Here is a 24,825-nt window from a genome sequence, read left to right as displayed (position 1 = left end):
TCTGTTTTAAGTTTACCCTTTTTGAATCCAGAACTTAAAGATATCAGACTCTTGCTGCTGATCCTTTATTTCGTGATTGCCTGCCGCAGCCCACGCTGTCAGATCGGCCACCGAACCTTTGTCAGTTGTATGAATTTCCAGGATATCTCCCGTCTGCAGATCTTTCATTGCTTTCCTCGCACGTACGATTGGCATTGGGCATGCCAGGCCTTTAGCGTCTAAAAATTTTGTTGAATTCATATCTATCTTCTCCTTTTATTTGTGTTTTTATAGTGCAGTCTGTCTCAGAAGAAAGTATCATCGTTATACTAATCAGCGGATTATCGTACTGCACAGCGGTTCGGACCGATTTCCATTTCACGCTGCGTCTCTTCATCCGGCTGAATCTTACCCATATTCGTCTGGCGGATTTCCTGATAAGCATTTGGCTGCGGAGGCAAGTCGCCTGTCACGAGTTCTCTGAACTGCTCTTCGTCTTCAATATTCAACCCGTGGTTACGCTCATATAATACACCGAGCTTCTCAGCAACACTGCCGTCCTCATTCAACTCTTCGATAATCATGAAGTGAGCGGGCAGCACCGTCAGATCTTCTGACAACTTTTGATAGCGGCTATACAAAGATTCGCGCAGATCTCCCACCCAGTCGTCTGCCAATCCAGCCAAATCAGGACGGCCTATAGAATCGATGAACAGGATATCTCCCGTCATCAAATAGCTGTCATCTACAATGAATGAAGTCGAACCGATTGTGTGTCCGGGAGAATAAAGCGCTTGGATATCGATGTTCGTTTCGCCGATCTGAATCGATGTGCCGCCTTCTAATGCAGCATATTCAAATGTCACTTCTTCTGCGTCTTTTGGCGGCAGCCAATACACAGCGCCCGCAGCTTGTGCTATATGACGGCCGCCGGAAATATGATCCGCGTGCAGATGTGTATCCAGTACATGGGTTATTTTAACGCCTTTTTGTTCGGCAAAGTCTATGAAAACGTCTGTCATGCGTGTTGCATCAATAATGGCTGCTTCTCCGCCGGAAATGACCATGTAAGACAGACACCCTTTACCGAGACGGACAAATTGATAGAGCTCGCCGCCTGATTTCAAATCAGCAATCTTCACCGGCTCTAAGTACTCGCTCCAAGCTTTCATCCCGCCTTCCAAATACCCCGCGTTGTATCCTTCTTCCTGAAGAATTTCTGCTACCATGACGGACGAACCTTCTTTTGCACAGACAACTAAAATCTCTTCATCTTTTGGCAGCTGGTCCGCAATCTCTTCGATACCGTCCAGTAATTCAAAATAGGGCACGTTCAAGTGGCGCACTTGTTCTCCTTCAATCTTCCAATCCTCGAATGCATCTGTATTCCGGACATCCAGAATGAATAGCGGCTCCTTCGCAATCACTTTATTCGCAACTTCACTCGATTGAATGGTTCTCATTTATCCATACCCCCCGTTGTATTTTCTGTTTCACCTTTCCATTCAGACATGCCGGGAATCACATTCGTGACACATTCGTATCCGGCAGCGGCTAATTTTCGGCAAGCCATATCACTGCGGTTACCCGTTCTGCAGACGATAAACAACTTACTGTCTTTACTTAGATAGGTCATTCTCTCTTCCAGCTCGCCAAGCGGTATCGATAGGGCCCCGGGTATGTGAGAGAAAGCATATTCAGCTTCCTCCCGAACGTCAATCAGTACGGCGTCGGGATTCTTCAAATGTTCCAGCAGCTGATCATTTCCCACCGTAACTGGGTACTCAGTTTGCAGCTGATCTTCCTGTCCTGCTTTTCGCAAAAAGTGGCGCCATACGCCTGCTTCCTGCACGTTCCCAACATACTGGTGTCCCGTGCTTTCTGCCCATGCCTGTAAGTCTGCGGCTGTTCCTGAATCCGTTGACTGGACTTCGAGCACTTGGCCGCCTTCCAAATCCTTCATGACCTTTCTCGTCTTCACAATTGGCATCGGACAGGCAAGTCCCTTTGCATCCAATACTTTGTCTGTTTTAATCATCGTATCCCTCCGGTACCCCGCGGGGTATTTATTTTATTAAAAAAATTAAATGAATAAATTGACTTGACCATCCTGCGCTTCACCTAAGTAAGCCGCCACACCGCCGTATTCCACTTCTGTAAGCAGTTCGTCTTGTCCAAGTCCAAGCAAATCCATCGTCATCGTACAGGCAATCAGTTTTACATCCTGTTCGATCGCCATTTCAATTAACTGCGGCAGCGTCATTGCATTATGCTTTTTCATGACCTGTTTGATCATTTTAGGACCCATACCTGCGAAATTCATATTGGAAAGCCCCATTTTGTCTGCGCCGCGCGGCATCATTTTTCCAAATGCCTTCTCAATAAAACTCTTGTTGCTTTTAATCGGTTCATCTTTGCGCAATGCATTCAAGCCCCAAAATGTATGGAAAATCGTTACTTCATGGTCATAAGCTGCCGCGCCGTTCGCGATAATGTATGCAGCCATTGCTTTATCATAATCTCCGCTGAATAACACAATCGTTGTCTTCTTTTGTTCAGACATATTCTCGTTCCCTTCTATAGCTATTTTATATACCTATGGGGGTATATTATATTATATAAAAAAAAGAGTCAAGATTTGTTGCTTATCGACTCTTTACCAAAAGATCCACCGCTTCGTTAATTATGGCCTCATGTGTGCGGTCATCGGCCTCGTCCAGATTTTCCATGCATGCAATCAAGTTGGAACTCACAATTACACCAATTGTGCGGTCGATAGCAGAACGACTGGCAGACAATTGGGTAATGACTTCTTTACAGTCTTTTCCCTCTTCCATCATACGCAAGACACCTTTAATTTGCCCCTCAAGACGTTTTAACCGGTTTTTTACTTTGTCATCGTATTCCATATCGCTCACTCTCCTTTGTGTTAACTTAATAATATACCCCCTAAGGTATAATGTCAATAGAAAAGTTTTCATGTGTTTACTGCCCTATCGAACGTTCCCTCCATAACTGTACGGGAATCAATCTATCGAAATTCATTCGACAAAACACTTGCTCATTTGACAAACTTCTAGTATTCTGAAATATTTTGCGAAATGTGTTATAATAGATAGAGTAAGCTATTGTACACACTTTCCGTCTGATTTCAATGTCATATTGTGACAGACGAGATTCTTACTACCGAAGGAGATGATTCGATTGGCATTCCCACGTAAAGATCGTCCAGTTTCTGATTTTGTGGCCTCACGATATGTAGACGAAGTCATATCTTTCAACCGTAATGAACATGAAGTTTCCGGAACTATCTTCAAAATTCTTGAAAACTCTGTCATTGTGAAAATTTCCGAAGCAGACGCAGAGCAAATTGGAGCAGCTTCCAATATGACTGTCGTTGCACACAAAAATTACACGGTACAATAATCTATGTTTTTATGCCCTGCAGCTATATGCAGGGCTATTTTTTTGCGTGCTAGTTATACTCTTTCATGAGCATGCCAGAAAGTATAAAACAATCTTCCTTCATTGAACTTGATGGCTGCCGCCGTCTGTGGCAAGTCAACTAGACAAACGGCTTAACTCTTTCTTGCTGCGCCAGTTTACAAGGAAAATACCCAAACTGATAAGCATACCGCCAAAGATTAAACTCATCGACAATCTCTCGTTCAATAACACCCAGCCGGATAATGTGCCGAAAAACGGTGCCAAAAACAAAAATGCACTCGTCCGTTCCGGATTTCCTGTCTGCAATAAATAAAACCAAATAGAAAATTGTACAATTGATGCAGCAATCGCCAGCCACCCGAGAATTGCCAGTGACAGCGCATTCACTTCAAAAAACGGTTCTTCCAGTACATAACTCGCGGCGAATAAAATCAATCCGCCAAACAGCATTTGATACGCTGTCATTACCCACGTATCGAAACGGTGGCCATGCACTTTGACGAGAAGTGTTGCACAAGCCCAGGCTACTGCAGAAAGAAACCCTAATACTGTACCGATTTTCAAGTCCAAGTGCCCGCCCATTGTGATGAACACACCAAACAGACCGCAAATGACACCAACCCACTGTTGCAGACGATAACGGATCTTCAATACAAGTGTTCCGATGACTACTACAAGCAGCGGGTTGGTGAATGTCAGAATAGATGTTTCACCAGACGTAATCGTACGGAGCGCGATAAAGATACAGCCCATGACCGCAGCGGTCTGCAGTGACCCTATCAGCACGAGCCACTTCCACTCCCCGATCGTTTTTGGATGCGGCTTTTTCATTATCTTTACAATCACCGCCATAATCGCGCCCGCAATGGAAAACCGCAGTGCTACCAATAGCAGCGGTGAAGAATATTCCAGCCCAATTTTACCTACTGCAAATGAGGACCCCATCAATGCCGTCGTAATGACAACCAAAAGCCCAAATAGAATTTTATTCATCCGGCTCCTTCCTTTCCGTCCGCTGTGAAGGAGAGATAAATGGAGTCTTCAGGCGCCGTATCAGCACTTCAATTGCAGGAGACATGTAGCGGTTTTTTAAATAGGTGATATATACAGTACGCGTCAGCGTTTTGGAGTTCGTCGTTTTAATTACTATGGACGGGTCTGGCCGATCGGAAAAGTAATTCCGCGGAATAATCGAAACTCCAATATTTGCCCTTACCAGCTCCACAATCGTTTCGAATCGTTCCACTTCATAACGAATAGTCATCGGAACCCCTTCTTCTGCGAAGGCAGTGAATATATCCTGTCTCGTCTGCAAACCCACACTCGTGACAATAAACGCCTCGTCTTCCAGGTCAGCCAGCGTAATGGATTCCAGACCAGCCAGCCGGTGATCAGGATGCATAATGACCGCGAGCTGTTCGTTATAAAGCGGAATCGAATGAATATCCGGGGCGTCGATGTACTGGTTTGTCAAACAAGCATGAACCGAATACTGACGGAGCGCTCGCTCAACATCTTCCCGGCTCAATACTTCTATTAATTTCACTCTCATCGAAGGAAACTCCTTCTGGTATGCATGCAGCACCGCAGGAATCCAATTCTTTACAGACTCAATCATGCCGACTTGCACAATGCCGCTGCCTGTCCACTTTACTTCTTTAATTTCCTGCTGCAAAATATCTGTTTCATTAAGAATCTGCAGTGCGCGCTCATAAATCACTTGGCCCGATTCCGTGAGCCGGATATGTTTCGTAGTCCGCTCCAGCAAACGGAACCCTATTTCTGCTTCCAAGTTTTTAATTGCTTTACTGAGCGAGGGCTGTGACAGATGAAGTTTTTTGGCCGCTTCCGAAAAACTGGATTGCTGCACGACCATTACAAAATATTGCAGTTGCTTAAATTCCATTTATTCCACCCCTATCTATAGCCTGAATGCATGAATATATGAAAAAGATGTATTAGAATTAATAAATCAAAACCATTATAGTAAGAGTATCATGCGGGAAAGGGTGAAGTATATTGTTAATTCAAACAAATGAAAAGTTCTGGTCCGGCCGTACGGACAGTAAGACCGATAGAACCGCATTCCGTATGCACCAAATTGTCCAACTTTCCGAGCTAAAAGAAAGCGCTATCAATAAAACCTGTGCACTGATCGGATTTTCTTCCGAAGAAGGTGTACGTCGAAATAACGGCAGACTCGGTGCTGCCGAAGGACCGGATGCTTTGCGCAGTGAACTCGCTAAATTGCCGTGGCGCCTGCCCGCTGACTGTGACCTGGTTGATGTGGGCACTGTCGTATGTACTGACGGTCAATTAGAACATGCACAAGCTGAACTTGGCGCAGTCGTCAAAAGAAGTCTTCAACGTCACGCCAAACCTGTCATTTTAGGCGGCGGGCATGAAACTGTATATGGCCATTATCTCGGAGTGCGCGAATTTTTAGGCCCGGATGCGAAGCTCGGTGTCATTAATATCGATGCACATTTTGATCTGCGCAGTTACGATGAACAGCCTTCTTCAGGTACGATGTTCAAACAAATGCTTGATGCAGATATGAATGTTGACTACTTGGTCCTTGGCATTCAAGAGTTTGGAAATACAGATACATTATTTGCAGAAGCCGATAAAAAAGGCGTGACATATGTCATGGAACAAGAAATTATGTCGAGGCCTTTGAACGAGACATTAGAAAAAATACAGTTATTCATTGAAAAACAAGATGCTGTTTTGCTAACATTGTGCTCTGATGTCCTGAATTCTGCATTTGCTCCCGGTGTAAGTGCGCCGTCTCCATTCGGATTGGATCCGTTGACCGTGCGTTCGTTCATTCAAACCGCTGCATCGCATAAGAAAACCCTTTCATTCGACATTTCAGAAATAAACCCGTCACTTGACCAGCATAATCAAACGGTCAAACTCGGGGCCTATCTAACAAATGAAGCAATCTATGCATTGCTGGGAGGTCGAATCACATGACAATTGAGCTGAATCAAATAACCACGCTGTTTCTTGCGTTGGCACTTCTGACCTTGGGGACGATGTTAGTACGTAAAATCGGCTTTCTCCAGAAGTTCTGTATCCCGGCCCCTGTGGTCGGCGGATTACTATTCGCAATTTTGGCGACAATTTTGAAATACTTTGATTTACTGAGTTTCACATTGGATACTTCGCTGCAAAACTTATTCATGCTGACGTTTTTCACGACAGTCGGTCTGGGTGCCAGCTTCCGTCTGATTCGTCTGGGCGGAAAGCTATTGATCATCTACTGGGTCGCGTGCGGTTTCCTGGCATTGGCACAGAACGTTATCGGTGTTTCAATGTCTTATTTATTTAATCTTCATCCATTAATCGGGATGATGGCAGGCGCTGTATCCATGGAAGGCGGACACGGCGGAGCAACAGCCTACGGTCAGACACTGCAGGAGCTCGGCATCGATTCGGCATTGTCCATCGGGATTGCCGCAGCTACTTTCGGACTTGTGGCAGGCGGACTGGTAGGCGGACCTATCGTAAAATACCTGATTAATAAATATGATTTGAAATCCACAGAAGTTGAACATGAAGAAGCTTATTCTGTAGAATCACTTGAAAAGCCGATCAATACAGACAACTTTATAATACAGACATTACTGATTACGCTTTGTATCGCAGGCGGCACATTTATCGGTGATTTATTCTCAAACGCTACCGGGTTTGTCATGCCGGGTTACGTCGGCGCAATGTTTGTTGCGGTGATTGTCCGGAATATCGTTGACCGCGTGAAGGAAGATGCAGTCCATATGACAAGCATCAACCTAATCGGCGATGTATCGCTCGGTATTTTCCTGTCCATGGCGTTAATGAGCATCAAGCTATGGGAAGTGGCAGATTTGGCGCTTCCATTGCTGGTGATCGTATTTGTACAAGTACTTTTCGTCGTACTGTTCGCGATTTTTGTCTTATTCCGCATTCTCGGCAAAGACTACGACGCAGCAGTCATGATTGCCGGTTTCGCAGGACACGGCCTGGGTGCGACCCCGAATGCCATGGCGAATATGGCTGCGGTAACGGCTCGCTACGGCCCGTCACGCAAAGCGTTTCTGATCGTGCCCATCGTCGGCGCCTTCCTCATAGACGTCGTCTCGATGCCGATCATCATTACAACCATTAATATCTTTACGTAATGGCAGGAATGACAAAGAACTGGCAGCTTCTGTGCAGCGGCCGATCAACATCAATTACTACTCTGTTTTCAATAAACAGCAAAGAGCTTCCTTCACTTACAAAGAACCGGATATTCCGGTTCTTTTTTTATTCGTTTTAAGCGTAATTGGCACACCTTTCTGTTAAAATGAAAACAGAAATTCGCATACTGGAGAGGAGCTTGCTGCATGAAAGAACAATTGATTGAACGATTCATTCGTTACGCTAAAATCGACACACAATCAGATGCAACTTCTGAAACTACGCCGTCAACTGCCGGACAGTGGGATCTGCTGCATATGCTTGAAAAAGAAATGGCAGAAATCGGACTTGAGGAAATTTCGTTGGACGAAAATGGTTACTTGTTCGGCACACTGCCCGCCAACACTGACAAAAAGCTTCCGACGGTCGGCTTTCTGGCGCATGTCGACACAGCCACTGACTATACCGGCAAAAACGTCAAGCCGCAGCGCATCGATCACTATGACGGAACAGACATATCACTCAACGACACAACAATCATGAGTGTGCAAGCGTTTCCCGAGCTTCGCAACTATGTTGGGCACACGCTGATCACAACAGACGGCACAACGCTGCTTGGTGCAGATGATAAAGCCGGTATTACAGAAATCATGACAGCGATGCAGTATCTGGCCGAGCACCCGGAAATCAAACACGGCAAAGTACGCGTCGGCTTCACGCCAGACGAGGAAATCGGGCGCGGACCGCATAAATTTGACGTCGAGCGATTCGGTGCAGAGTTCGCCTACACAATGGACGGCGGACCGCTCGGTGAATTACAGTATGAGAGCTTCAACGCGGCCGGTGCGGAAATAACATTCCACGGCACAAACGTTCATCCCGGAACCGCAAAAGGCAAAATGGTCAATTCTTTACTGATTGCGGCTGAATTCCAGGAAGCGATGCCTCCGCATGAAATTCCGCAGGAGACGGAGCAGTATGAAGGCTTCATCCATCTGATGGAAGCGCATGGCTCTGTAGAGAAAACAACATATCAGTACATTATCCGTGACTTTGACCGGGATGCGTTTGAAGCCAGGAAAGAGCTTTTCCGGACCGCTGCCCAGCAGCTTCAGGACAAGTACGGAGAGCAGGCCGTAGAACTGACGATCACAGATCAATACTTCAATATGGGTGAAAAAATTACACCGGTTATGGAAATTGTGGACGTGATGGCCGATGTTTACCGCAGTCTGGATATTGAGCCGAAAATTGAACCGATCCGCGGCGGTACTGACGGTTCCCAACTTTCCTATATGGGTATGCCGACACCGAACATTTTCACGGGCGGTGAAAATTACCACGGCAAATATGAATTTATTTCAGCAGATAATATGGTGAAGGCAACGCAAGTAATCATCGAAGCGCTGAAGCTCCAAGAGCAGCGCGGATAAGCAAATGAAAGCAATTGGAATTGGCATCTTATCTGCCCTCTTCTTTGCTGTCACCTTCGTGTTGAACCGATCGATGGAGCTTGACGGGGGCAGCTGGATGTGGAGTGCATCGCTGCGCTATTTCTTCATGGTGCCGTTTCTGATTGCCATTGTCGCCATGCGCGGCGGGCTGCCAGGAATGAAACGTGAAATGACAGCGGCACCCCGCCTTTTTTTCATCTGGAGTTTCGTGGCATTTGTATTATTCTATGGACCGCTGACATTTGCTGCGGGGTACAGTCCCGGTTGGCTCGTTGCGGGAACATGGCAAATGACAATCGTGGCAGGCGTACTGCTCGCTCCTTTCTTTACGTTCCAGGTAAAAACGGAAAGCGGTGAAATCCGGACACTCCGCCACCGTATTCCCGCAATATCTTTGATGATTTCATTGGTTATCTTAGCCGGTGTTGTACTGATACAGATTCCTCATGCAAGCACTGTATCCGCGCAAATTATTTTGCTCGGCATATTGCCGCTTATCGTTGCTGCCTTCGCATATCCGCTCGGCAACCGGAAAATGATGAAACTGGTCGGCGGCAGACTGGACATGTTTCAGCGTGTGCTGGCGATGACGCTGATGACTATCCCAGTCTGGCTTCTCTTGGCGCTCTATGCATGGGCGACAGTCGGCTTACCTTCTGCCAGTCAGGTTGTGCAGTCATTGATTGTTGCGGTAAGTTCAGGTGTCATTGCGACATCGCTCTTTTTCATGGCAACCGATATGGTGCAGCACGATCAGGGCAAACTTGCGGCAGTGGAAGCCACACAGTCTGTTGAACTGCTCTTCGCAATGCTCGGTGAGATGCTATTGCTTGGCCTGCCATTGCCTGGCGCACTTTCATTAACCGGAGTGCTGGTGATTATCGGCGGTATGTCACTGCACAGTTATCAGACGTCACTCGCGGCAAAACACGGCTGAACAGAAAACAGGGTTGCCCGCTGATCAATAATTGATCTGCCGGACAACCCTGTTTATATTTTAGGTTCATGAATTTGCCGCGGGATACGCTTTTTAAGAAGCTGCGGTCTGACTTCAGACAATAAAATTGCAATGAAAATGATGAGCGCGCCGAGAAACATTCGGAACGTCAGAATTTCATATGCAAGGGCTACAGAAAAAATCATACCCCAAACCGATTCTGTCGATAAAATAATCGCTGCTTTTGTCTCCGACAGATGTTTCTGTCCCACTGTTTGCATTAAAAAAGCAAGTGTCGTGGAGAAAACGGCCAAATAGACTACGGAACTTAACGCTGCGGGGTCCATGGAAAATGAAGTTTCGCCCAGTCCAAGGACCGTCAAGCACCCGATGACTGCCGCGAAAGCCATTTGCAGCAATGTCAGCAAAATCGGATCTTCCGAACGGACAAATCGTGCTGTGTAGAAAATATGAAATGCAAACAGCACCGCACAGCCAAGTGTCAGCAAATCCCCCACATTGATGCTTGACGACCATTGCAGCGATAATACCGCTACTCCGATCAGCGCCAGCACCGCTCCGAATAACTCCAACGTATCCAGTCTGCGTTTATATAAAACAAATGCAATAAAAGGAACAATTACCACATTGACGCCTGTCAAAAAAGCATTCTTCGAAGGCGTCGTAAACTGCAGGCCTACTGTCTGCAGCGCAAACGCCGCATAAAGCAAGGCACCGAGCAAGGCACCTTTCCACAAAACAGCACGGTCCATATCGTGCAGACGTTTACGGAACACAAGCCCGAGCAGTAATGCACCGATTGTAAATCGAACCGCCAAAATTTGATACGGCGTATAGTAATCCAATGCGAGCGCACTCATCACAAAGCCGCTTCCCCAAATGACAGCGGTCACTGTCAAGCCAATTTCACCTATGTATTTTTTCATCTCATTCACCATGCTTCCGCTAATCAGTCGTATTAGTTTAGCATGAAATTCTTGTCGAATACAGTAACCTCGCAATATTTTGATAACAAAAAAAGCTCCTGCTTCACCATCGAAGCAGGAACTGAGTGTTATTCTTCATACAGACCGATTTCTTTAATGGCGCGCTCTACAAGTGACGGATCGACCGATTTGTCGAAATCAATTTCCCCGCGGATTGCTCCGTTTGCTTTATACGTTTCATATTGCTTCTTGATATCGTCAATGAACATTTTGCCGTTTGGATCAAGTCCCGTAACAAAAACTCTTTCCCACAGTTCAGGATCTTTCAGTGCGGTGTGTTTCACCATAATATCGATGATTTCTTGTTTATCTTTGTTCTTAAAGAACGCATCATTATAGTCACGCACGCCCTTCAGATAGGCAGCCATGAAGCGCAGTGATAAATCTTTATTCGCCATGAACTGCGGTGAAGCCAATACCATCGCAATCTGTGATTCAGGCGCATAATCGGTTGTGTCTCCAAATCGTACGTGGAAACCTTTACTGATTCCCTGCGCAATAAGCGGCTCGATATTCAGTGCAGCATCGACAGTTCCTGAATCCACCGCTCCAAGCATCGCACCGAAGTCAGCTATATGAACATATTCCACATCATCTTCTGTTAGACCCGCGTGCTTCAGCATTTCTTGGTAGATGTAGCCGTCTATCGAGTTGCGGGATGATACGGCAATTTTCTTCCCTTTGAAGTCACTGTATTCTTTAATCTGATCTTTCATGTGATTACCGATGACGAAGCTGAAGTAGGATTTACCAGGCATGTTGTGGCCTTTATCTGCAATAATCCGGACATCTATTCCTTGTGCAATGGCGTTAAAGAAAGATGCAGTGGAAACACCGCCCGCAATATCCACTTCTCCTGCCGCCAGTGCCGGCAGCATATCATCGCTGTTCGCAAAGTCTGCGAAGTCGACACGTATATTATAGTCTTCAAAATAACCTTTTTCTTTAGCAATATAGAAGCCCGCTCCGGAAGCCGCCCCGTCTTCCGCAATAAATACTTTCGCCTGCTTCTCGAGGGGAGCCAGATCACCCGACGCCGGTTTTTCATTGCCCGGTACAGGCTTCACTACTTCTTTCGGTGAACAAGCACCCATCATCAGAACAATTGATAACACACTGAACAAGCCCGCTTTTTTCATCCACTTCCCCACGTCATCTCTCCTTTTATCATTTACTCCCTAGATTTCAGTACTTCTTCTTGCAGATGATGCCAGATTTCAATAAATTTCGCCGCCATTTCGGGATCTTTGCGGATATCTTCAATTTGACGCGGCCGCGGCTTGTCGATGATAATCTCCTCTATAATCTTCCCTGGCTGTGCTCCCATTAATAATATCCGGTCACTCAGCAGTAACGCTTCATCGATACTGTGTGTAATGAACAGCACCGTCTTCTTCGTCTCTGCCCAAATGCTTAATAGCTCTTCCTGTAAAATGAATCGATTTTGTTCATCCAGCGCCCCAAACGGTTCATCCATCAGCAGAATCTCCGGATCATTTGCGAATGCCCGCGCAATACTTACCCTCTGCTTCATTCCGCCGGATAATTCTTTCGGATACAGTGAAGAAAAACGCTCTAATCCTGTCTTTTTCAAATAAAAGTCCGTACGCTCGTCAATAAATGCTTTCGGCAAGTTGCGCATCTTCAGTCCGAACGCCACATTTTCCCGGACAGTCAGCCACGGAATAACACCGCGCTCCTGAAACACCATCGACTGCAAAGGGCGGTCCTCATTCTCTGTCGCAATCGTAAAACTGCCGACACTCGGCTGTTCCAGCCCAGCCAAAATACGCAGCAAGGTCGTCTTACCGCACCCGCTCGGTCCGACCAGACAAACAAACTCGCCTTCTTGCACTGTCATGGAAATATTCTCAAGCGCCACCACACTGCCCTGCTTCTTATAAAAAGCTTTCATCAGACCATCCACCGTAATTTTTGGCGTCCCCTCTATTTCTTTCACCTCCAAGGCAGTAACTTATTTTGAAGCGCGCGCAGCATAATAGAAAATAAATAACCAAAAAACGAGATAAGAATTAAGCCGACGTACATTTCAGGCAATAAAAAGGCCTTATATGACGTCCAGATTAAATAACCGATTCCGGAAGTGGCCCCCATCATCTCTGCCGCGACAATGGTCAGCAGCGCAATCGCCTGCCCCATCTGAATCCCTTCTAGCATAACGGGCAATGCACCCGGAAGAGCAATTTTAAAGAAGAAATTCCACCGGTTTGTCTGGTAGTTATTGGCGACATCCAGATAAATTTTATCAATATTGAGCACACCGGCTGCCGTATTAATCACTACCGGGAAAAACACACTTCCCGCAATCGTCACTACTTTCGACAAATCCCCAATACCGAATAAAATAATAATAATCGGCAATAATGCCAAAGTTGGAATCGGCATAAGTGCCATGACAATCGGCTGTACGAAATGCCGAATCGGCGAATACAATCCCATCAGCAAACCAATAATTACACCGGGAATGACACCCGCCAAAAATCCGATGAAAATCCGATACAGTGATACGCCTACGTGCTTCGCCATCATACCGCTCGCAATCATATCAAAAAAGGTTTGCACAATCGTACTGGGCGGCGGGAAAAATCGAATGTCTAAGACACCTGTTCTGGAAAGCACTTCCCACAGCACCAGCAGGAAAATGGGGGACACAATCGTCAGCAGCTGCTTGCCGCGTTCCTTGCGCTGACGCAGCTTCCATTCCCTCTGTTCCACCTCAAATGACTCATCGCGGGCTAATTGTTGAGTTTCCACTCTTCACCACCTCTTCACTGCCTATAGTATGTAAAGGCCTAGTAAATTGGTTGGGCTTCTGCCGCATGCCGGTTGTTTCCAAGTGCCTGTTTGACTATACTGAAACTATGACTACACTTACAGCAGATCAAATCAGAGAATTGAATAGTTACAGTATCTATCTGACAACACCTGAACACCCCGTTTTCACACTCTCAGACGTTCTGGAGCCTTCTAAGATACAAAACGTGGTACAAGTCGCACAGACTGTCAGCCAGAGTCCGAATGAAGTAGTGGCCGCTTCCTATTTCATGCGGCGGCTGGGCATGTTCTTCGCCATGCAGCTCTATAATCTGGCGGCTTATGACGAAATATGGAACGGCTCACCGGAAAATCTTCATTTCGGTGCATTGGAGGAATTCGGAAACAGGACCATCAGTACATTTGCAGATGCAGACGACTGGGAAATGGTCGATGACGGGGAACGGCAGGCACATATTAAGCGTTTGCTGAATGATGCACATGCCGCGATCACGTCTTTGCGCACAGCTGCCCCCGTTTCTCCGCTCACCTTGTGGGAAAATATCTTTGGATTCTGGCTATGGCAATACCATGTGCTGTTGTCTGATCCGGCTACGGAAATGGAAGCGAGAGAAGATTTGAACATACTAAAAGACGACACCATATGGACAGGCATCGCCAATCACTCGCGCTTTGCGGGTTATTTGAACGGTTCGGAACCATCTGCTTTACTGAATACCACTGTGCGCAAAACTTGCTGCTTCTCAAAAGACGTTCCAGGCCTAATGCGCTGTGGTTTTTGTCCAATAGACTAAAAATAAACAGGCCCGTCCGCATTGAATGCGAAGGCCTGTTTATTGTTTGCTGCGATAAGCAAGAAATGATTGTTTGGTTGAATAGATCACACCCATTGCCGCCCCGCTGTAGAAAAACCCCATAAAGATTCCTGCAGATAAATTTTTCGGATGACTGATGAATATGGACAAGCCGAGTGCAACTACGGTAGCTACTGTAGAAAGCCAGGTAGGACGCACCTTGAACAACCATTTTGCCAGTAATACTGCTGCCAGTACGACCGGCACTGCCCACATAGCATCCCACACATTTGTATGGATTACAGGGAATTCCGTCAGCATCTGCTACACCCTTTCTTTTTTGTTAGGATGTGCATTTTGCTTTTATTTATCCGTTAAAAAACCTCCCAGTCCAAAAACTGAGAGGCACCCGCGCTATACTTCCTTCGTCGCGGCCCGTTGAATTTCCCTCCGCATTTCATAAATGTTCTGCACAATCACTTTACCGACTGCATAGGCAGGCACGGCAACTAAAATACCCAGGAATCCGGCCAGACTTCCCGCTACGAGCAAGACCGTAATAACAGTCAGCGGATGTATGTCAAGTGATTTTCCCATTACGTTCGGTGTGATGAGGTTACTGTCTATTTGCTGTGCGACCAAAGTAACGACACCTACCCAAATAACTAGCTTCGGATCTTGCAGATACCCAATAAGCAAAGCAGGCGCTACGGCAATCCACGGCCCGATGAACGGTATGAGGTTCATAAAGAGCGCGAGAATAGCCAGCAGCAATGCGTATTCCAGCCCGATAATCCAATAACCTATTAAGATAATGCTCGCTAGAATAGCACTGATCAGCAATTGACCCTGAATGTAAGAGCGCAATACCTGATCAATATCTTCCAATGTCTTCTTGATCCATAAACGGCGTTTTCCCGAGAACAGATTATAGATTTTTGGCGCGAACTTTTCATGATCCTTCAGCATAAAGAAGAAGAAAAACGGAACCAGTAAAAGTAAAACGACTGCCTGTACAAATGACTGAACAAATTGCACGAACCATTTGCCGAACTTCACCGCAAAGGTTTGTACAGATTCAAATGCTGAATTCAGCGAGTCCTGTAAGCCATCCGGCAAATTATCCTTCTGATTCAGCGCTTCGTTTTTCAGCTGTTCGAGCTGTTTGGTAAGCGCAGGCCCATTATCTACGAGATTATTCACTTCTTTCGATATAATCGGGCCAATAATTGCGATTAAAATCCAAACAACTGCCACCAAAATCAAGATAACTGTTATGATACTTCCCCATCTTGGCAGTCCCTTTTTCTCTAAAAACTTCTGAATAGGAACTGTCATGTAAAAAAGTAAGCCCCCGAAAATCAAAGGCAGAATAATAGTTTGTAAAATGACGCCAACAGGCCTAAAAATATAATTTACTTCTAAAAAGTATTTCGTGATCAGCAGTGCCAGCAATATACCAATTCCTGTCTGGAACCATACCTTTTTCGTCAAATGCTCACTTCCCCTCTTTTTAACTATACACGGTTATTGTTATTATACGCGGTTGAGCCGTCCGTGTCGAAATTTCCATTAGCCGTTTGATATACAATAATTCGAGAATTTTACACTGTATTGTAACAATAATTGTCTAACTATGCGAAAAAATCTCAATTCCTCTTGTCCTGGCCGTATTTACTCGGTAAAATGGTTCTGTCTTGGAAAGAATATCTATTCTTCAAGAAATACAACGTAGAAACGAAGGGATCTTAATGTTACAACAGACTTGGAATCGTCTATGGTCATTACATGATCAGGTGAAAGATGTCTTCCGCTTTTTCACTGCACCTGATTCTTCCGAAATGGTAAAGGGCGGACAGGGCGGAAAAAAGATTGGCGTGAATCATGAAGGAGGGGGAAGAGACTCCCGCAGTTATTCTGCTACACAGCTCATTGGGCTGCTGCTGGGACCGTTACTCTTTTCCCTGATTTTACTGTTCCTCAAACCTGCCGACTTGTCTGCGGCGGGTATCGCTATTTTAGCCAGTACCGTATGGATTGCAGTGTGGTGGATAACGGAAGCCATTCCGATTCCGGTTGCTTCACTGCTGCCGCTCATACTGTTTCCGCTGACAGGCGGGCTGGAAATGAAGGATACGGCGTCTTCTTATGGCGATGAAACGATTTTCTTATTTATGGGCGGATTTATGATTGCACTTGCCTTGGAGAAATGGAATTTGCACCGTCGGATTGCACTGACAATTATTTCTGCCATCGGAACAAACATGGACAAAATTGTTCTCGGTTTCATGGTAGCGACCGGATTTCTGTCTATGTGGATTTCCAATACTGCAACAGCCATGATGATGGTGCCGATCGGTCTGGCGATCATTACACAAGTAACTGTCGCGTTGAAGGATGATACATCTATCGACACGTCAAAAGAAAATTTTGGATTCGGTAAAGCATTGATGCTCGGTATTGCCTATTCGGCTTCACTGGGCGGGATTGCGACATTGATCGGTACGCCGCCAAATACATTGCTTGCCGGTGCTATCAATAAAATTTACGGCATCGAGCTGTCATTCGGCAAATGGATGTTATTCGGTGTGCCATTTGCCTGGGTATTCATTTTGCTTACGTGGTGGTATTTGGTGAAAATTGTCTATAAATCACCGGTAAAGACATTACCGGGCGGACGCGAAGTCATCGATAAAGAAAAGAAAATGCTTGGACGCCCTTCGATTGAAGAAGTGATGGTCTTCATCGTCTTCGCCCTGGCTGCCTTTTCATGGATTACACGTTCATTCTTCCTGTCAAAGTTTATTGACGGCTTGAGTGACGGCGTCATTGCGATTGCGTTTGCTATGATTTTATTCATCATCCCTTCTGTTAATAAAAAAGGCGATCACTTGCTGGATTGGAATACAGCAGTAAAATTACCATGGGGTATCCTGCTTCTGTTTGGAGGCGGGCTTGCCATCGCAGCCGGTTTTGTCAGCAGCGGTCTGTCTGAATGGATTGGAGCACAGCTGATTGGACTGAAAGGTGTTCCGCTCATTGTCATTATTTTGATCGTTGCGACACTGGTCATTTTCCTGACAGAGATCACGTCAAATACAGCAACAGCTTCCATGATGTACCCAATCATGGCTTCATTGGCACTTGCTCTTGGGTTCCACCCGTATGCATTGATGATCGCGGCAGGTGTAGCAGCATCTTGTGCGTTCATGCTGCCGGTTGCCACCCCGCCGAACGCGGTCGTTTTCGGGTCAGGTTATCTGCGGATTCCTGATATGGCAAAAGCCGGATTCGCGCTCAATATTGTCGGAGTTGTGCTGGTGACGCTCTGTATTTATTTCCTCCTCCCTTTATTGTGGGGAATCGATCTACAGACAATACCGGAAGTATTTAAAGGATAAAACAAATCAGGTGTCCGGGTTCGCTCGGACACCTGATTTTTATTTACTGCGCTTTACTCAGTATTTTGCGCCGTAACCGTATGAGCAGAACATAGACGACAGGCACAACTGCCGAAAACACAGCAAGGCCGGTCCACCCTGCGAACTGCCAAAGAGGGGTCACCAGCGTACTTCCTGCCGCCATACCGACATAATAAGAAACGAGGTACAGGCTGGAAGCACTTCCTTTGTGATGTGTTGCTTCTTTACTGACAGATGCGGCCGTTAAGGAATGGGCAGAGAAAAAGCCAAGACAGATGGCGCAATAGCCGATAACAATCAGCGGTAAGTTCGCCGAAATCGTAAGCAGACAGCCCGCCGCCAGCAGAAGGACTCCTGTAAAGCGGACTTGATCCATCGATATTTTTCCGGCTATGGATCCGGCAAGCGGTGAGCCGATTATTGCGAATGCATAAGCAAAATAAATGTATGATATTTCGTCGAGCGTCAGCGAGAATGGCGCAGCCGTCAAATGGAATGGAAGAAACGTCCACATGCCCGTGAAGCTCAGCTGCAGTACAATGCCGAGCCCAAAAACAATCAGCAATGCCGGATTCTTTAAGTGAACGCCAAAACCTTCCATGTCTTTCTTCATCGTCTCTACACTTGGCTCGAAATGAACAGACTTTGGCAAAACAAACAGCAGAAAGACAAATACCGCCACACCCGTGACCGTCAACAGCTGAAGTGACAGCTCCCACGACCAGCGTTCTGCCAAATATCCCGTTACAATACGGCCAATCATCCCGCCTGTGCTGTTAAATGAAATATACAGCGCGGTTGCCACGCCCACAACCCGCTCATTAATCTCTTCATTGATATACGCGAGGGCAGCAGCCAACACGCCAGCCATTGCAAAACCTTGTACAAAACGCAGCACAAGAATGACAGTGAATGACTGAGCCAATAACATAGGAATGAATAAAAGTGCGGTTGCCAATACAGATACTTTGACAAAATTTGATCTGCCGAGCCTGTCAGAATAAAACCCGAGAACGATTAAGCCGATAATCAGACCCACTGTATTGACAGACATAGCTAAACTGGCAGTGGATACCGATACATTAAATTGCTTTGTTAAAATTGGCAGCAAAGGCTGTACCGCGTACATTGCCGCAAAGATCTGCACTGAAGCAATGCCCAGTCCTATAACAATACGCCAAAATCTCAGCTCGCCAATTGTTGATTTTGCTTGTAAATTCATGAAGACACTTCCAGTTCTAATAATACGAATAATGAAATTATATCATTACGAAAGCGGTTTAACAGGAATTAGTAATGCATATGTTGAGATTTTCCGTATATTATCTACGCGAAAAGCCATCCTACTTTTTGGAGGTGTTGGACAAATGAACAAAATGGCGATGACAGCTGTCGGACTTGGTGCACTATACCTCATGCGAAATAAGCAGTCACGGGAAAAGCTGATGGAGCAGATTAGTCAACTTTCAGGGAAGAACAGTACTCCGTAATGCCTGACATTTGTTGTGCACTCCAAAAAGCCGGAGCTTTAGGGTTCCGGCTTTTTCTTTTTATGTAAGTTTTAATCAAAGAGAAGTTACTTGGAACTGTAATAATTCCGTCACTAGTTCAAAGGTTTTCTCCTGATCAAAATGGGTATTTATATAGTAACAAATGAAACGGAGGAGATTACATGAATAACAAAGACCACGGTACAGAAGATAAACTAAAAGGTATGGCTAACAAAGCCAAAGGAAGCGTTAAAGACGCTGTAGGCGATCTGACAGATAACACAAAAATGCAAGTTGAAGGTAAGCTGGACAAAGCAAAAGGTGCTGCCCAAGAAAAAATTGGGGAAGCAAAAGAGCATTTCAGCGATACGGAAGCACGCAGCGAAAACCCATAATCAATTGACAAGCCTGCAGATGATTCAGCAGACTTTTCTATTCAAAAAGAAGGATCTTCCACTCAGATGGAAGATCCTTCTTTTTCATAACTGATCTGTTCCTATCCGCGGACTGTTTGGAATGGGACGATCTGTATCCGCATCCAACTCATTATCCAAACGTTCTCCGCTGTTTGTTTGCTGACCGGCGCTGTCATGCAGGTTTACTGACTGTCCAAGCTCTTCTTCCGTCAGATTATCTACAAATAATGCAATACCGCCTTCTTTTAACTCATTATAAAAATTCTTTGCTTCTTGCTTGGTGAATCCCATTTTAATAAAGATAGTCAGCATTTCATCTTTACTGTTAAACAATCTGCGGGTATGATCCCACAAAGACCCGTCCTGAATACCGATCAATTCAATTTCGGCATCACTTTCTAAAACCTTCAGGTCGTCCAGCACATTGGAGACTGCACATATATGCTGCTTTTTAAAGCCTTGTGCTTCAAGCTCCGTTATTTTATATAAGACGTTATCCACTGAATGAAATGTGCCTGCATATTTTTTATTCATTAAACTTGCACCTCCCTTTTTAGCTAGCGCTATTCTTTACTATTACCCAGCAGCACCTGTTTTCACACATCCTATCTGACGGCGTGTATCCATTTTCAAAGCACATACTTTTACTTTTCCTGCACAAGCTATCGGTATCAACAGGAAAAGGAGTGGTCGATCAGTGAAAATGACAAACAAAGTGGAATCTGAAATTTCAAATCTGGGCGAGGAAAAGAAAGAGCAGATCCTGCAGAACTTCAATCATTTCAAGGGCTATTTGGCTGATAAAGTGCAAAAAGGCGAGAATTTGGGTCTTAGCGATGAGCAGCTGGCAAAGACAACGGAATTCATTGCAAATTACTTATCACGCCACGAAGAGCCGAGAAACCGAGAGCAGTATTTATTGCAGGAGCTATGGGATTCAGGCTCTAAAGAAGAGCAGCATTCACTAGCACATATGCTGCTGAAGATGGTGCGCCAAGCATAAGAGGAGGCGATGGAATTTGGCGGTTAAAGGAAATCCAGGGCCGAAATACGATCCGAATACGTATCGGTTAATCCAGAAACATCCCGAAAATTTACGGACCAATACCGTTAGTCTGTTCGATTTGCATGAAGATATGCAAACAGTCGACTCCATTTCTTTGCCTGATCAGCGAAAAGACCTCATGAAAGAAAAAATCAACCACTCCCCCCGATACAGTGGCGGCAGCCCGTCAACCGATTATGGTGCGCCACGATAAATTTCAGATAAAAGCTGTACAGTGTTTTATTCACTGTACGGCTTTTCCCCGTTTTACCACAGTCGCTGTCGATATTTCCCGGGAAATGCGCAAATTATTCTCCCATTTTTAAAAGAGGTTCCATGATATACTAGTATCCGATAGAAATGAGGGGAATCTGCATGAAACTATGGATGTATCCGCTGCTTGTCGTCATTGGTGCAGCTTGTTACGGAATTTTATCAACAATTATTAAATTGGCAATCCATTCTGGCTTTACTGCTTCAGAAGCGGTGACAAGTCAATACTATACAGGCTTCCTATTAGCTCTAATTATTTTTGTCATAGTAAAACGCGGTATGCCTTCCTTCCGCGGCAGTTTTCCCGTCCTAACGGCAGGTTTATTCACAGCAATTACCGGTACAGTATACGGGAAATCCGTGGAGTATATGCCCGCTTCTTTGGCTGTCGTGCTGCTGTTTCAGTTCACGTGGATCGGGATGCTGTATGAGTGCATCGGATCCAGGCGTCTTCCTAAACCATCTGAAGTTGTATCACTTGTGTTTTTGTTCGGAGGAACTATTTTAGCCGCAGGTCTGATCGATGCGGATATCAGCGGTATTCCGTGGCAGGGCTGGGCATGGGGAATTGCGGCGGCGTTCAGCTTCGCAGCGTTTGTGGCCGCGAATCAAAAGCCGGTGCCAGGCATGGATGTCGTGACCCGGTTATTTCTGATGTCGTTTTACGCGGCGATTGCCATTACGTTTTTCCAGTCGCCCGAGATTTTGTGGAATGGGAAGCTGGGTGAAGGTTTATGGCTGTACGGTGCTATTTTAGGCGTGTTCGGTATTGTCCTTCCTATTTTCCTGTTCTCCGTCGGTGTACCGAAAGTCGGAGCAGGCATGTCTTCTATTTTGAGTGCCATGGAATTGCCGGTTGCCATTATAGCATCCATGCTTTTGCTTGGTGAAAGACTGACGCCGCTGCAGTTTCTCGGCATTTTCCTAGTACTGTTCGGCATGACATGGCCTGCCGTGCTGCAGCGGTTTGCGTTGAAGAGAAGAGCGCTGTTGAAACGTGCGGAATGACGGGTCAGCGGCTGAAAACCGTTGATCTGCGCTGCAACTGGACTTAGTGTACATAATACAGTTTGATAGCCCTCTGCAAGTAGTGAAAGCCGAGTAGACTTGTCCATTCAGTCAGGCAATCCATAGCTCCAACCACACCGCGCAGATAGAGTCACTTACCATACTCCAATTTCTGGACGAACACTAACTGACCTGCGGACACAAACTCAAGGATTCTCCCGGAAGAACCGGCGACTCCTGGAGGATCAGGGTGACGGGCGTAATCGCCAACGCACTTCTGGCGAGTCCGCCGCGCCCCCTCAGGAAAGCGTCCGTTTCTGCAGGGAGAATCCTAAACCGTACACTATCTTTACAACGACTTGTCAAGAGCATCTCATTTCCAATAACCAATTTCTTTGGAAAATCTACAAACTTGTTATTTTCTGTATGTTTGACCATCTGGCCCGATAATTGAATAAACCATTCTTTCATAATCTACTTTATCATAAAACACTATTTCCACTTCACTTCCCGATAATCGCAAGATTCCGCTTGGCCAGCTCGTCGATGTTTAGATAGCCCGGCGATGGGGCAGCGGCTAAAAACCGTTGATCTGCGCTACTCTCAGACGCGTCCGAGAGCACGGTCTCTGCCGCTTCCTCCGCTCAGATCAACTAAATAAGCACTTCGAATGTTATTCTGTAAACGCATCCGCTTTATGAATAAAAATTACTTATTCAGTTGGCATGTAGCCGATTACTTTATAGGTATTAGGGTCAATAAGGATTTGAGGTGTTCCGGTAACAACATTTTCTGCGTCTTCAAAAGAAACAGTCAAAACTTCTTTATTCTTATTTTTGGTTTCCGAGTCGGGATAATATGTAAAACTTTGATGAATGCTAAAAAATGATAATGAATAATACCAAGATATGAAATCTATGACAAGTACAAGAAAAACTTCTTGACCTATCCAAAAAAATCCTTTCATGTTTTGTATTCATATAAATCTGCTTTATCTTCATGCTAATCCCAACAATTAAAAATAACTTCTCCGTTTGTATTTGGTCTCCAATATTTCACGTTTTTTAATTCACTCTCTGATAAGTCATGAAAATCGGGATTAAAGGCTTCGTTTAGAAATGCCATTTCTAAAACTGTATAGTATGGTCGTAATTCATTTATTACATCTTCAGAATCAAAATATTGTATTTGAAGTTCATTTCTATATGAAGCGGTGGCAACGTAAGGAAAGTATTCATGAAGTAAAATGGACATTATATTTTCACCTGTCTTTATATCTAGGCGGAAATAATTCAACGGATACCTAGGTAAAATATAACCAATTACTTCACCATGAAATTTCCTGGCAATTTCGTATCCTAACTTTTTAAATAAGTATCCATCCATCTTCTTTAAATCAATATTGTGATTTGCTATACCTGTAATATACATAGGTAACCGCATTTAATTCACCTCACTCCACGAGTACTTTGTTTCTATGATCCATAATTTAATTAATATATTTTACAATAAACCCGCCTGATTGAAGCATAATCCTTCTTATAGTGATAGGTAAGCCTTTGAAGTTATCTCAGTCGCTACTCTCAAAACTATTTTCCTTTTCAACGTTTCACTGGGAGTAAGCCCTCTAGATTATCAGCCTACAACATTTACTTTAATCAACCTAGTACAATCAGACTTTATCGTCAGTTTCACATTGATATTCAAGAATATCCCCTGGCTGACAATCTAAAGCCTTACAGATGGCATCTAAAGTTGATAATCGAATCGCTTTTGCCTTTCCATTTTTTAATATAGAAAGGTTAGCCATTGTTATTCCAACCCTCTCCGAAAGTTCCGTTACGCTCATTTTCCTTTTAGCCAACATCACATCAATATGGATTATAATCGTCATATCATCACCTCAGACCGTTAAATCATTTTCAGATTTTATATCTATCGCATCTCTTAAAAGTTTTTGAAGAACAGCAGAAAAAACTGAAACGACCATTGAAGCAAATATAATAACCAATCCGATTAGGACGATACCAGGAGCGTCATCTTTATCACCTAATAGGAAAAAGAAAGGCATGCCCACCATATACAAAATACTGATTGAGATTGCACAATACTTTATTTTCTTTAAAGCTCTTACAGAAATACTAGAAAACGCATTATTCTCATCAATAAAGCTTAAAAGGCGGAATGCCTGAAACAACGCAATAAAATACGGTACCGCTGATACATACATAATGCTTACAATTGGATACAGCATATTGGCATACTCGGCATTTGCTGGATTCTTAACTAACCAAGGCAAACCAATTAGACAAAAAGCAAGAACTGGTATTCCAATAAGAAGAACTGCCACCTTTAAAATTAGTGTTGTTCCACGCTTCATAAAAGCACCTCACAATTTATAATTATTTTTATTTTAGCAGTAAATTTATTGTTTTACAATAAAAATATACTGTAATTCAATTACTAGTTGTCGTAATAAAATTAATTATTATACAAAATTAAAAGCACCCTTATTAAAAGAAATGCTTCTCACTTTAAACTATTCAATTTTTAACTTGTTTAAATAACGTTACTAAGTTAGCTCACTGAG

The 24,825-nt window shown here is 44.7% G+C and carries 32 protein-coding genes; 12 read left to right on the top strand and 20 right to left on the bottom strand.

Translation table 11 applies throughout. From position 1 onward, the window contains the following. Positions 1-12: 12 nt before the first annotated feature. From SporoP37_RS10640 to SporoP37_RS10620, 5 genes are all read right to left on the bottom strand, one after another. Positions 13-240, bottom strand: coding sequence for a sulfurtransferase TusA family protein (locus SporoP37_RS10640; RefSeq protein ID WP_085430908.1), 228 nt, complete (start codon positions 238-240; stop codon positions 13-15). A gap of 80 nt (positions 241-320) precedes the next feature. Next, positions 321-1,442: an MBL fold metallo-hydrolase gene (locus SporoP37_RS10635; RefSeq protein ID WP_085430907.1), complete on the bottom strand. Its 1,122-nt coding sequence runs from the start codon at positions 1,440-1,442 to the stop codon at positions 321-323. Next, positions 1,439-2,017, bottom strand: a complete 579-nt coding sequence (locus SporoP37_RS10630) for a sulfurtransferase TusA family protein (protein WP_081243616.1) — start codon at positions 2,015-2,017, stop codon at positions 1,439-1,441. Before SporoP37_RS10630 ends, SporoP37_RS10635 begins: the two co-directional genes overlap by 4 nt. Positions 2,018-2,062: 45 nt before the next feature. Further along, positions 2,063-2,542 (bottom strand): DsrE/DsrF/DrsH-like family protein, encoded by a 480-nt coding sequence (locus tag SporoP37_RS10625; protein WP_081243615.1) that lies wholly within the window; start codon positions 2,540-2,542, stop codon positions 2,063-2,065. 82 nt (positions 2,543-2,624) lie between these two features. Beyond that, positions 2,625-2,888 (bottom strand): metal-sensitive transcriptional regulator, encoded by a 264-nt coding sequence (locus tag SporoP37_RS10620; protein ID WP_081243614.1) that lies wholly within the window; start codon positions 2,886-2,888, stop codon positions 2,625-2,627. A 286-nt stretch (positions 2,889-3,174) separates the two neighbouring features. On the opposite strand from SporoP37_RS10620, the gene SporoP37_RS10615 reads away from it, so the two are divergent. After that, a complete protein-coding gene (locus SporoP37_RS10615) occupies positions 3,175-3,405 on the top strand; it encodes a DUF2187 family protein (RefSeq protein WP_232329742.1) in 231 nt (76 codons plus the stop codon). Between the two features lie 135 nt (positions 3,406-3,540). Here the strand turns inward: SporoP37_RS10615 and SporoP37_RS10610 are convergent, their stop codons facing one another. Continuing rightward, positions 3,541-4,419, bottom strand: a complete 879-nt coding sequence (locus SporoP37_RS10610) for a DMT family transporter (RefSeq protein WP_081243612.1) — start codon at positions 4,417-4,419, stop codon at positions 3,541-3,543. Beyond that, complete coding sequence (locus SporoP37_RS10605; protein WP_085430905.1) at positions 4,412-5,332, bottom strand: LysR family transcriptional regulator; 921 nt, start codon at positions 5,330-5,332, stop codon at positions 4,412-4,414. Before SporoP37_RS10605 ends, SporoP37_RS10610 begins: the two co-directional genes overlap by 8 nt. A gap of 113 nt (positions 5,333-5,445) precedes the next feature. Here SporoP37_RS10605 and hutG point away from each other — a divergent pair, with 113 nt between their 5' ends. The 4 genes from hutG to SporoP37_RS10585 all read left to right on the top strand — a co-directional run bounded on the left by hutG (position 5,446) and on the right by SporoP37_RS10585 (position 9,984). Beyond that, on the top strand, positions 5,446-6,405 hold the full coding sequence (hutG, locus tag SporoP37_RS10600) for a formimidoylglutamase (protein ID WP_081243610.1): 960 nt from the start codon (positions 5,446-5,448) through the stop codon (positions 6,403-6,405). After that, positions 6,402-7,592, top strand: a complete 1,191-nt coding sequence (gltS, locus tag SporoP37_RS10595; RefSeq protein WP_081243609.1) for a sodium/glutamate symporter — start codon at positions 6,402-6,404, stop codon at positions 7,590-7,592. Before hutG ends, gltS begins: the two co-directional genes overlap by 4 nt. A 207-nt stretch (positions 7,593-7,799) precedes the next feature. Continuing rightward, positions 7,800-9,026, top strand: a complete 1,227-nt coding sequence (gene pepT, locus SporoP37_RS10590) for a peptidase T (protein WP_085430904.1) — start codon at positions 7,800-7,802, stop codon at positions 9,024-9,026. A 4-nt stretch (positions 9,027-9,030) separates the two neighbouring features. After that, entirely contained in the window at positions 9,031-9,984 is a 954-nt protein-coding gene (locus tag SporoP37_RS10585; protein ID WP_085430903.1) for a DMT family transporter, read from the top strand. 53 nt (positions 9,985-10,037) lie between these two features. Here the strand turns inward: SporoP37_RS10585 and SporoP37_RS10580 are convergent, their stop codons facing one another. From SporoP37_RS10580 to SporoP37_RS10565, 4 genes are all read right to left on the bottom strand, one after another. Then, on the bottom strand, positions 10,038-10,931 hold the full coding sequence (locus SporoP37_RS10580) for a DMT family transporter (RefSeq protein WP_081243606.1): 894 nt from the start codon (positions 10,929-10,931) through the stop codon (positions 10,038-10,040). Positions 10,932-11,059: 128 nt separating this feature from the next. Then, entirely contained in the window at positions 11,060-12,130 is a 1,071-nt protein-coding gene (locus SporoP37_RS10575) for an ABC transporter substrate-binding protein (protein WP_085431771.1), read from the bottom strand. A 32-nt stretch (positions 12,131-12,162) separates the two neighbouring features. Continuing rightward, a complete protein-coding gene (locus tag SporoP37_RS10570) occupies positions 12,163-12,906 on the bottom strand; it encodes an ABC transporter ATP-binding protein (RefSeq protein WP_085430902.1) in 744 nt (247 codons plus the stop codon). Between the two features lie 41 nt (positions 12,907-12,947). Continuing rightward, complete coding sequence (locus SporoP37_RS10565) at positions 12,948-13,766, bottom strand: ABC transporter permease (protein ID WP_085430901.1); 819 nt, start codon at positions 13,764-13,766, stop codon at positions 12,948-12,950. Between the two features lie 107 nt (positions 13,767-13,873). Here SporoP37_RS10565 and SporoP37_RS10560 point away from each other — a divergent pair, with 107 nt between their 5' ends. After that, the gene (locus tag SporoP37_RS10560; RefSeq protein WP_085431769.1) at positions 13,874-14,581 is read left to right on the top strand and encodes a hypothetical protein; all 708 of its coding nucleotides are present in this window, start codon (positions 13,874-13,876) and stop codon (positions 14,579-14,581) included. 39 nt (positions 14,582-14,620) lie between these two features. On the opposite strand, the gene SporoP37_RS10555 is transcribed toward SporoP37_RS10560, so the two are convergent. Continuing rightward, positions 14,621-14,902, bottom strand: a complete 282-nt coding sequence (locus SporoP37_RS10555; protein ID WP_081243603.1) for a hypothetical protein — start codon at positions 14,900-14,902, stop codon at positions 14,621-14,623. A 93-nt stretch (positions 14,903-14,995) separates the two neighbouring features. After that, positions 14,996-16,075: an AI-2E family transporter gene (locus SporoP37_RS10550; RefSeq protein ID WP_081243602.1), complete on the bottom strand. Its 1,080-nt coding sequence runs from the start codon at positions 16,073-16,075 to the stop codon at positions 14,996-14,998. A gap of 257 nt (positions 16,076-16,332) precedes the next feature. Between SporoP37_RS10550 and SporoP37_RS10545 the strand changes: the two genes are divergently transcribed. Beyond that, positions 16,333-17,982 carry an SLC13 family permease gene (locus SporoP37_RS10545; RefSeq protein WP_085430900.1) on the top strand — a complete coding sequence of 550 codons (1,650 nt, stop codon included), beginning with the start codon at positions 16,333-16,335 and terminating at the stop codon, positions 17,980-17,982. 43 nt (positions 17,983-18,025) lie between these two features. On the opposite strand, the gene SporoP37_RS10540 is transcribed toward SporoP37_RS10545, so the two are convergent. Then, positions 18,026-19,225 carry an MFS transporter gene (locus tag SporoP37_RS10540; RefSeq protein ID WP_085430899.1) on the bottom strand — a complete coding sequence of 400 codons (1,200 nt, stop codon included), beginning with the start codon at positions 19,223-19,225 and terminating at the stop codon, positions 18,026-18,028. Between the two features lie 145 nt (positions 19,226-19,370). Here SporoP37_RS10540 and SporoP37_RS17590 point away from each other — a divergent pair, with 145 nt between their 5' ends. Both SporoP37_RS17590 and SporoP37_RS10535 read left to right on the top strand, forming a co-directional pair. Then, positions 19,371-19,493 carry a hypothetical protein gene (locus SporoP37_RS17590; protein ID WP_255414221.1) on the top strand — a complete coding sequence of 41 codons (123 nt, stop codon included), beginning with the start codon at positions 19,371-19,373 and terminating at the stop codon, positions 19,491-19,493. A gap of 182 nt (positions 19,494-19,675) precedes the next feature. After that, the gene (locus SporoP37_RS10535; RefSeq protein ID WP_081243600.1) at positions 19,676-19,888 is read left to right on the top strand and encodes a CsbD family protein; all 213 of its coding nucleotides are present in this window, start codon (positions 19,676-19,678) and stop codon (positions 19,886-19,888) included. A gap of 84 nt (positions 19,889-19,972) precedes the next feature. Here SporoP37_RS10535 and SporoP37_RS10530 read toward each other — a convergent pair whose 3' ends face one another. Continuing rightward, the gene (locus SporoP37_RS10530; RefSeq protein ID WP_081243599.1) at positions 19,973-20,443 is read right to left on the bottom strand and encodes a general stress protein; all 471 of its coding nucleotides are present in this window, start codon (positions 20,441-20,443) and stop codon (positions 19,973-19,975) included. Between the two features lie 169 nt (positions 20,444-20,612). Between SporoP37_RS10530 and SporoP37_RS10525 the strand changes: the two genes are divergently transcribed. The 3 genes from SporoP37_RS10525 (at position 20,613) to SporoP37_RS10515 (ending at position 22,235) form a co-directional block, all read left to right on the top strand. Beyond that, positions 20,613-20,912: a DUF3243 domain-containing protein gene (locus tag SporoP37_RS10525; RefSeq protein ID WP_081244830.1), complete on the top strand. Its 300-nt coding sequence runs from the start codon at positions 20,613-20,615 to the stop codon at positions 20,910-20,912. Between the two features lie 16 nt (positions 20,913-20,928). Next, positions 20,929-21,168 carry a hypothetical protein gene (locus tag SporoP37_RS10520; RefSeq protein ID WP_085430898.1) on the top strand — a complete coding sequence of 80 codons (240 nt, stop codon included), beginning with the start codon at positions 20,929-20,931 and terminating at the stop codon, positions 21,166-21,168. 161 nt (positions 21,169-21,329) lie between these two features. After that, positions 21,330-22,235, top strand: a complete 906-nt coding sequence (locus SporoP37_RS10515) for an EamA family transporter (protein WP_085430897.1) — start codon at positions 21,330-21,332, stop codon at positions 22,233-22,235. A gap of 183 nt (positions 22,236-22,418) precedes the next feature. Here SporoP37_RS10515 and SporoP37_RS10510 read toward each other — a convergent pair whose 3' ends face one another. The 5 genes from SporoP37_RS10510 to SporoP37_RS10490 form a co-directional block, all read right to left on the bottom strand. Further along, positions 22,419-22,706: a hypothetical protein gene (locus SporoP37_RS10510; protein ID WP_081243596.1), complete on the bottom strand. Its 288-nt coding sequence runs from the start codon at positions 22,704-22,706 to the stop codon at positions 22,419-22,421. Positions 22,707-22,947: 241 nt separating this feature from the next. Further along, complete coding sequence (locus tag SporoP37_RS10505) at positions 22,948-23,202, bottom strand: hypothetical protein (RefSeq protein ID WP_085430896.1); 255 nt, start codon at positions 23,200-23,202, stop codon at positions 22,948-22,950. A gap of 35 nt (positions 23,203-23,237) precedes the next feature. After that, positions 23,238-23,678: a hypothetical protein gene (locus tag SporoP37_RS10500; RefSeq protein ID WP_081243594.1), complete on the bottom strand. Its 441-nt coding sequence runs from the start codon at positions 23,676-23,678 to the stop codon at positions 23,238-23,240. A gap of 229 nt (positions 23,679-23,907) precedes the next feature. Next, complete coding sequence (locus tag SporoP37_RS10495) at positions 23,908-24,129, bottom strand: helix-turn-helix domain-containing protein (RefSeq protein ID WP_081243593.1); 222 nt, start codon at positions 24,127-24,129, stop codon at positions 23,908-23,910. Between the two features lie 9 nt (positions 24,130-24,138). After that, positions 24,139-24,615: a DUF2975 domain-containing protein gene (locus tag SporoP37_RS10490; protein WP_081243592.1), complete on the bottom strand. Its 477-nt coding sequence runs from the start codon at positions 24,613-24,615 to the stop codon at positions 24,139-24,141. Positions 24,616-24,825 lie beyond the last annotated feature (210 nt).

The sequence above is a fragment of the Sporosarcina sp. P37 genome, assembly GCF_002109365.1.
Lineage (GTDB): Bacteria > Bacillota > Bacilli > Bacillales_A > Planococcaceae > Sporosarcina.
The sequence above is the reverse complement of the archived record's forward strand: the minus strand, read 5'-3'. Positions and strand labels throughout refer to the sequence as shown.

Bases quoted from the DNA above. Each gene is read 5' to 3' on its own strand.
- SporoP37_RS10530 (WP_081243599.1), bottom strand. From the start codon at position 20,443: ATGAATAAAAAATATGCAGGCACATTTCATTCAGTGGATAACGTCTTA.
- SporoP37_RS10575 (WP_085431771.1), bottom strand. From the start codon at position 12,130: ATGAAAAAAGCGGGCTTGTTCAGTGTGTTATCAATTGTTCTGATGATG.
- SporoP37_RS17590 (WP_255414221.1), top strand. From the start codon at position 19,371: ATGAACAAAATGGCGATGACAGCTGTCGGACTTGGTGCACTATACCTC.
- gltS (WP_081243609.1), top strand. From the start codon at position 6,402: ATGACAATTGAGCTGAATCAAATAACCACGCTGTTTCTTGCGTTGGCA.
- SporoP37_RS10525 (WP_081244830.1), top strand. From the start codon at position 20,613: ATGACAAACAAAGTGGAATCTGAAATTTCAAATCTGGGCGAGGAAAAG.
- SporoP37_RS10500 (WP_081243594.1), bottom strand. From the start codon at position 23,678: ATGCGGTTACCTATGTATATTACAGGTATAGCAAATCACAATATTGAT.
- SporoP37_RS10615 (WP_232329742.1), top strand. From the start codon at position 3,175: ATGATTCGATTGGCATTCCCACGTAAAGATCGTCCAGTTTCTGATTTT.
- SporoP37_RS10605 (WP_085430905.1), bottom strand. From the start codon at position 5,332: ATGGAATTTAAGCAACTGCAATATTTTGTAATGGTCGTGCAGCAATCC.
- SporoP37_RS10510 (WP_081243596.1), bottom strand. From the start codon at position 22,706: ATGAAAGAATGGTTTATTCAATTATCGGGCCAGATGGTCAAACATACA.
- SporoP37_RS10545 (WP_085430900.1), top strand. From the start codon at position 16,333: ATGTTACAACAGACTTGGAATCGTCTATGGTCATTACATGATCAGGTG.
- SporoP37_RS10505 (WP_085430896.1), bottom strand. From the start codon at position 23,202: ATGAAAGGATTTTTTTGGATAGGTCAAGAAGTTTTTCTTGTACTTGTC.
- SporoP37_RS10490 (WP_081243592.1), bottom strand. From the start codon at position 24,615: ATGAAGCGTGGAACAACACTAATTTTAAAGGTGGCAGTTCTTCTTATT.
- SporoP37_RS10580 (WP_081243606.1), bottom strand. From the start codon at position 10,931: ATGAAAAAATACATAGGTGAAATTGGCTTGACAGTGACCGCTGTCATT.
- SporoP37_RS10560 (WP_085431769.1), top strand. From the start codon at position 13,874: ATGACTACACTTACAGCAGATCAAATCAGAGAATTGAATAGTTACAGT.
- SporoP37_RS10625 (WP_081243615.1), bottom strand. From the start codon at position 2,542: ATGTCTGAACAAAAGAAGACAACGATTGTGTTATTCAGCGGAGATTAT.
- SporoP37_RS10495 (WP_081243593.1), bottom strand. From the start codon at position 24,129: ATGACGATTATAATCCATATTGATGTGATGTTGGCTAAAAGGAAAATG.
- SporoP37_RS10585 (WP_085430903.1), top strand. From the start codon at position 9,031: ATGAAAGCAATTGGAATTGGCATCTTATCTGCCCTCTTCTTTGCTGTC.
- SporoP37_RS10555 (WP_081243603.1), bottom strand. From the start codon at position 14,902: ATGCTGACGGAATTCCCTGTAATCCATACAAATGTGTGGGATGCTATG.
- SporoP37_RS10635 (WP_085430907.1), bottom strand. From the start codon at position 1,442: ATGAGAACCATTCAATCGAGTGAAGTTGCGAATAAAGTGATTGCGAAG.
- SporoP37_RS10610 (WP_081243612.1), bottom strand. From the start codon at position 4,419: ATGAATAAAATTCTATTTGGGCTTTTGGTTGTCATTACGACGGCATTG.
- SporoP37_RS10620 (WP_081243614.1), bottom strand. From the start codon at position 2,888: ATGGAATACGATGACAAAGTAAAAAACCGGTTAAAACGTCTTGAGGGG.
- SporoP37_RS10640 (WP_085430908.1), bottom strand. From the start codon at position 240: ATGAATTCAACAAAATTTTTAGACGCTAAAGGCCTGGCATGCCCAATG.
- SporoP37_RS10630 (WP_081243616.1), bottom strand. From the start codon at position 2,017: ATGATTAAAACAGACAAAGTATTGGATGCAAAGGGACTTGCCTGTCCG.
- SporoP37_RS10535 (WP_081243600.1), top strand. From the start codon at position 19,676: ATGAATAACAAAGACCACGGTACAGAAGATAAACTAAAAGGTATGGCT.
- SporoP37_RS10515 (WP_085430897.1), top strand. From the start codon at position 21,330: ATGAAACTATGGATGTATCCGCTGCTTGTCGTCATTGGTGCAGCTTGT.
- SporoP37_RS10540 (WP_085430899.1), bottom strand. From the start codon at position 19,225: ATGAATTTACAAGCAAAATCAACAATTGGCGAGCTGAGATTTTGGCGT.
- SporoP37_RS10570 (WP_085430902.1), bottom strand. From the start codon at position 12,906: ATGAAAGCTTTTTATAAGAAGCAGGGCAGTGTGGTGGCGCTTGAGAAT.
- pepT (WP_085430904.1), top strand. From the start codon at position 7,800: ATGAAAGAACAATTGATTGAACGATTCATTCGTTACGCTAAAATCGAC.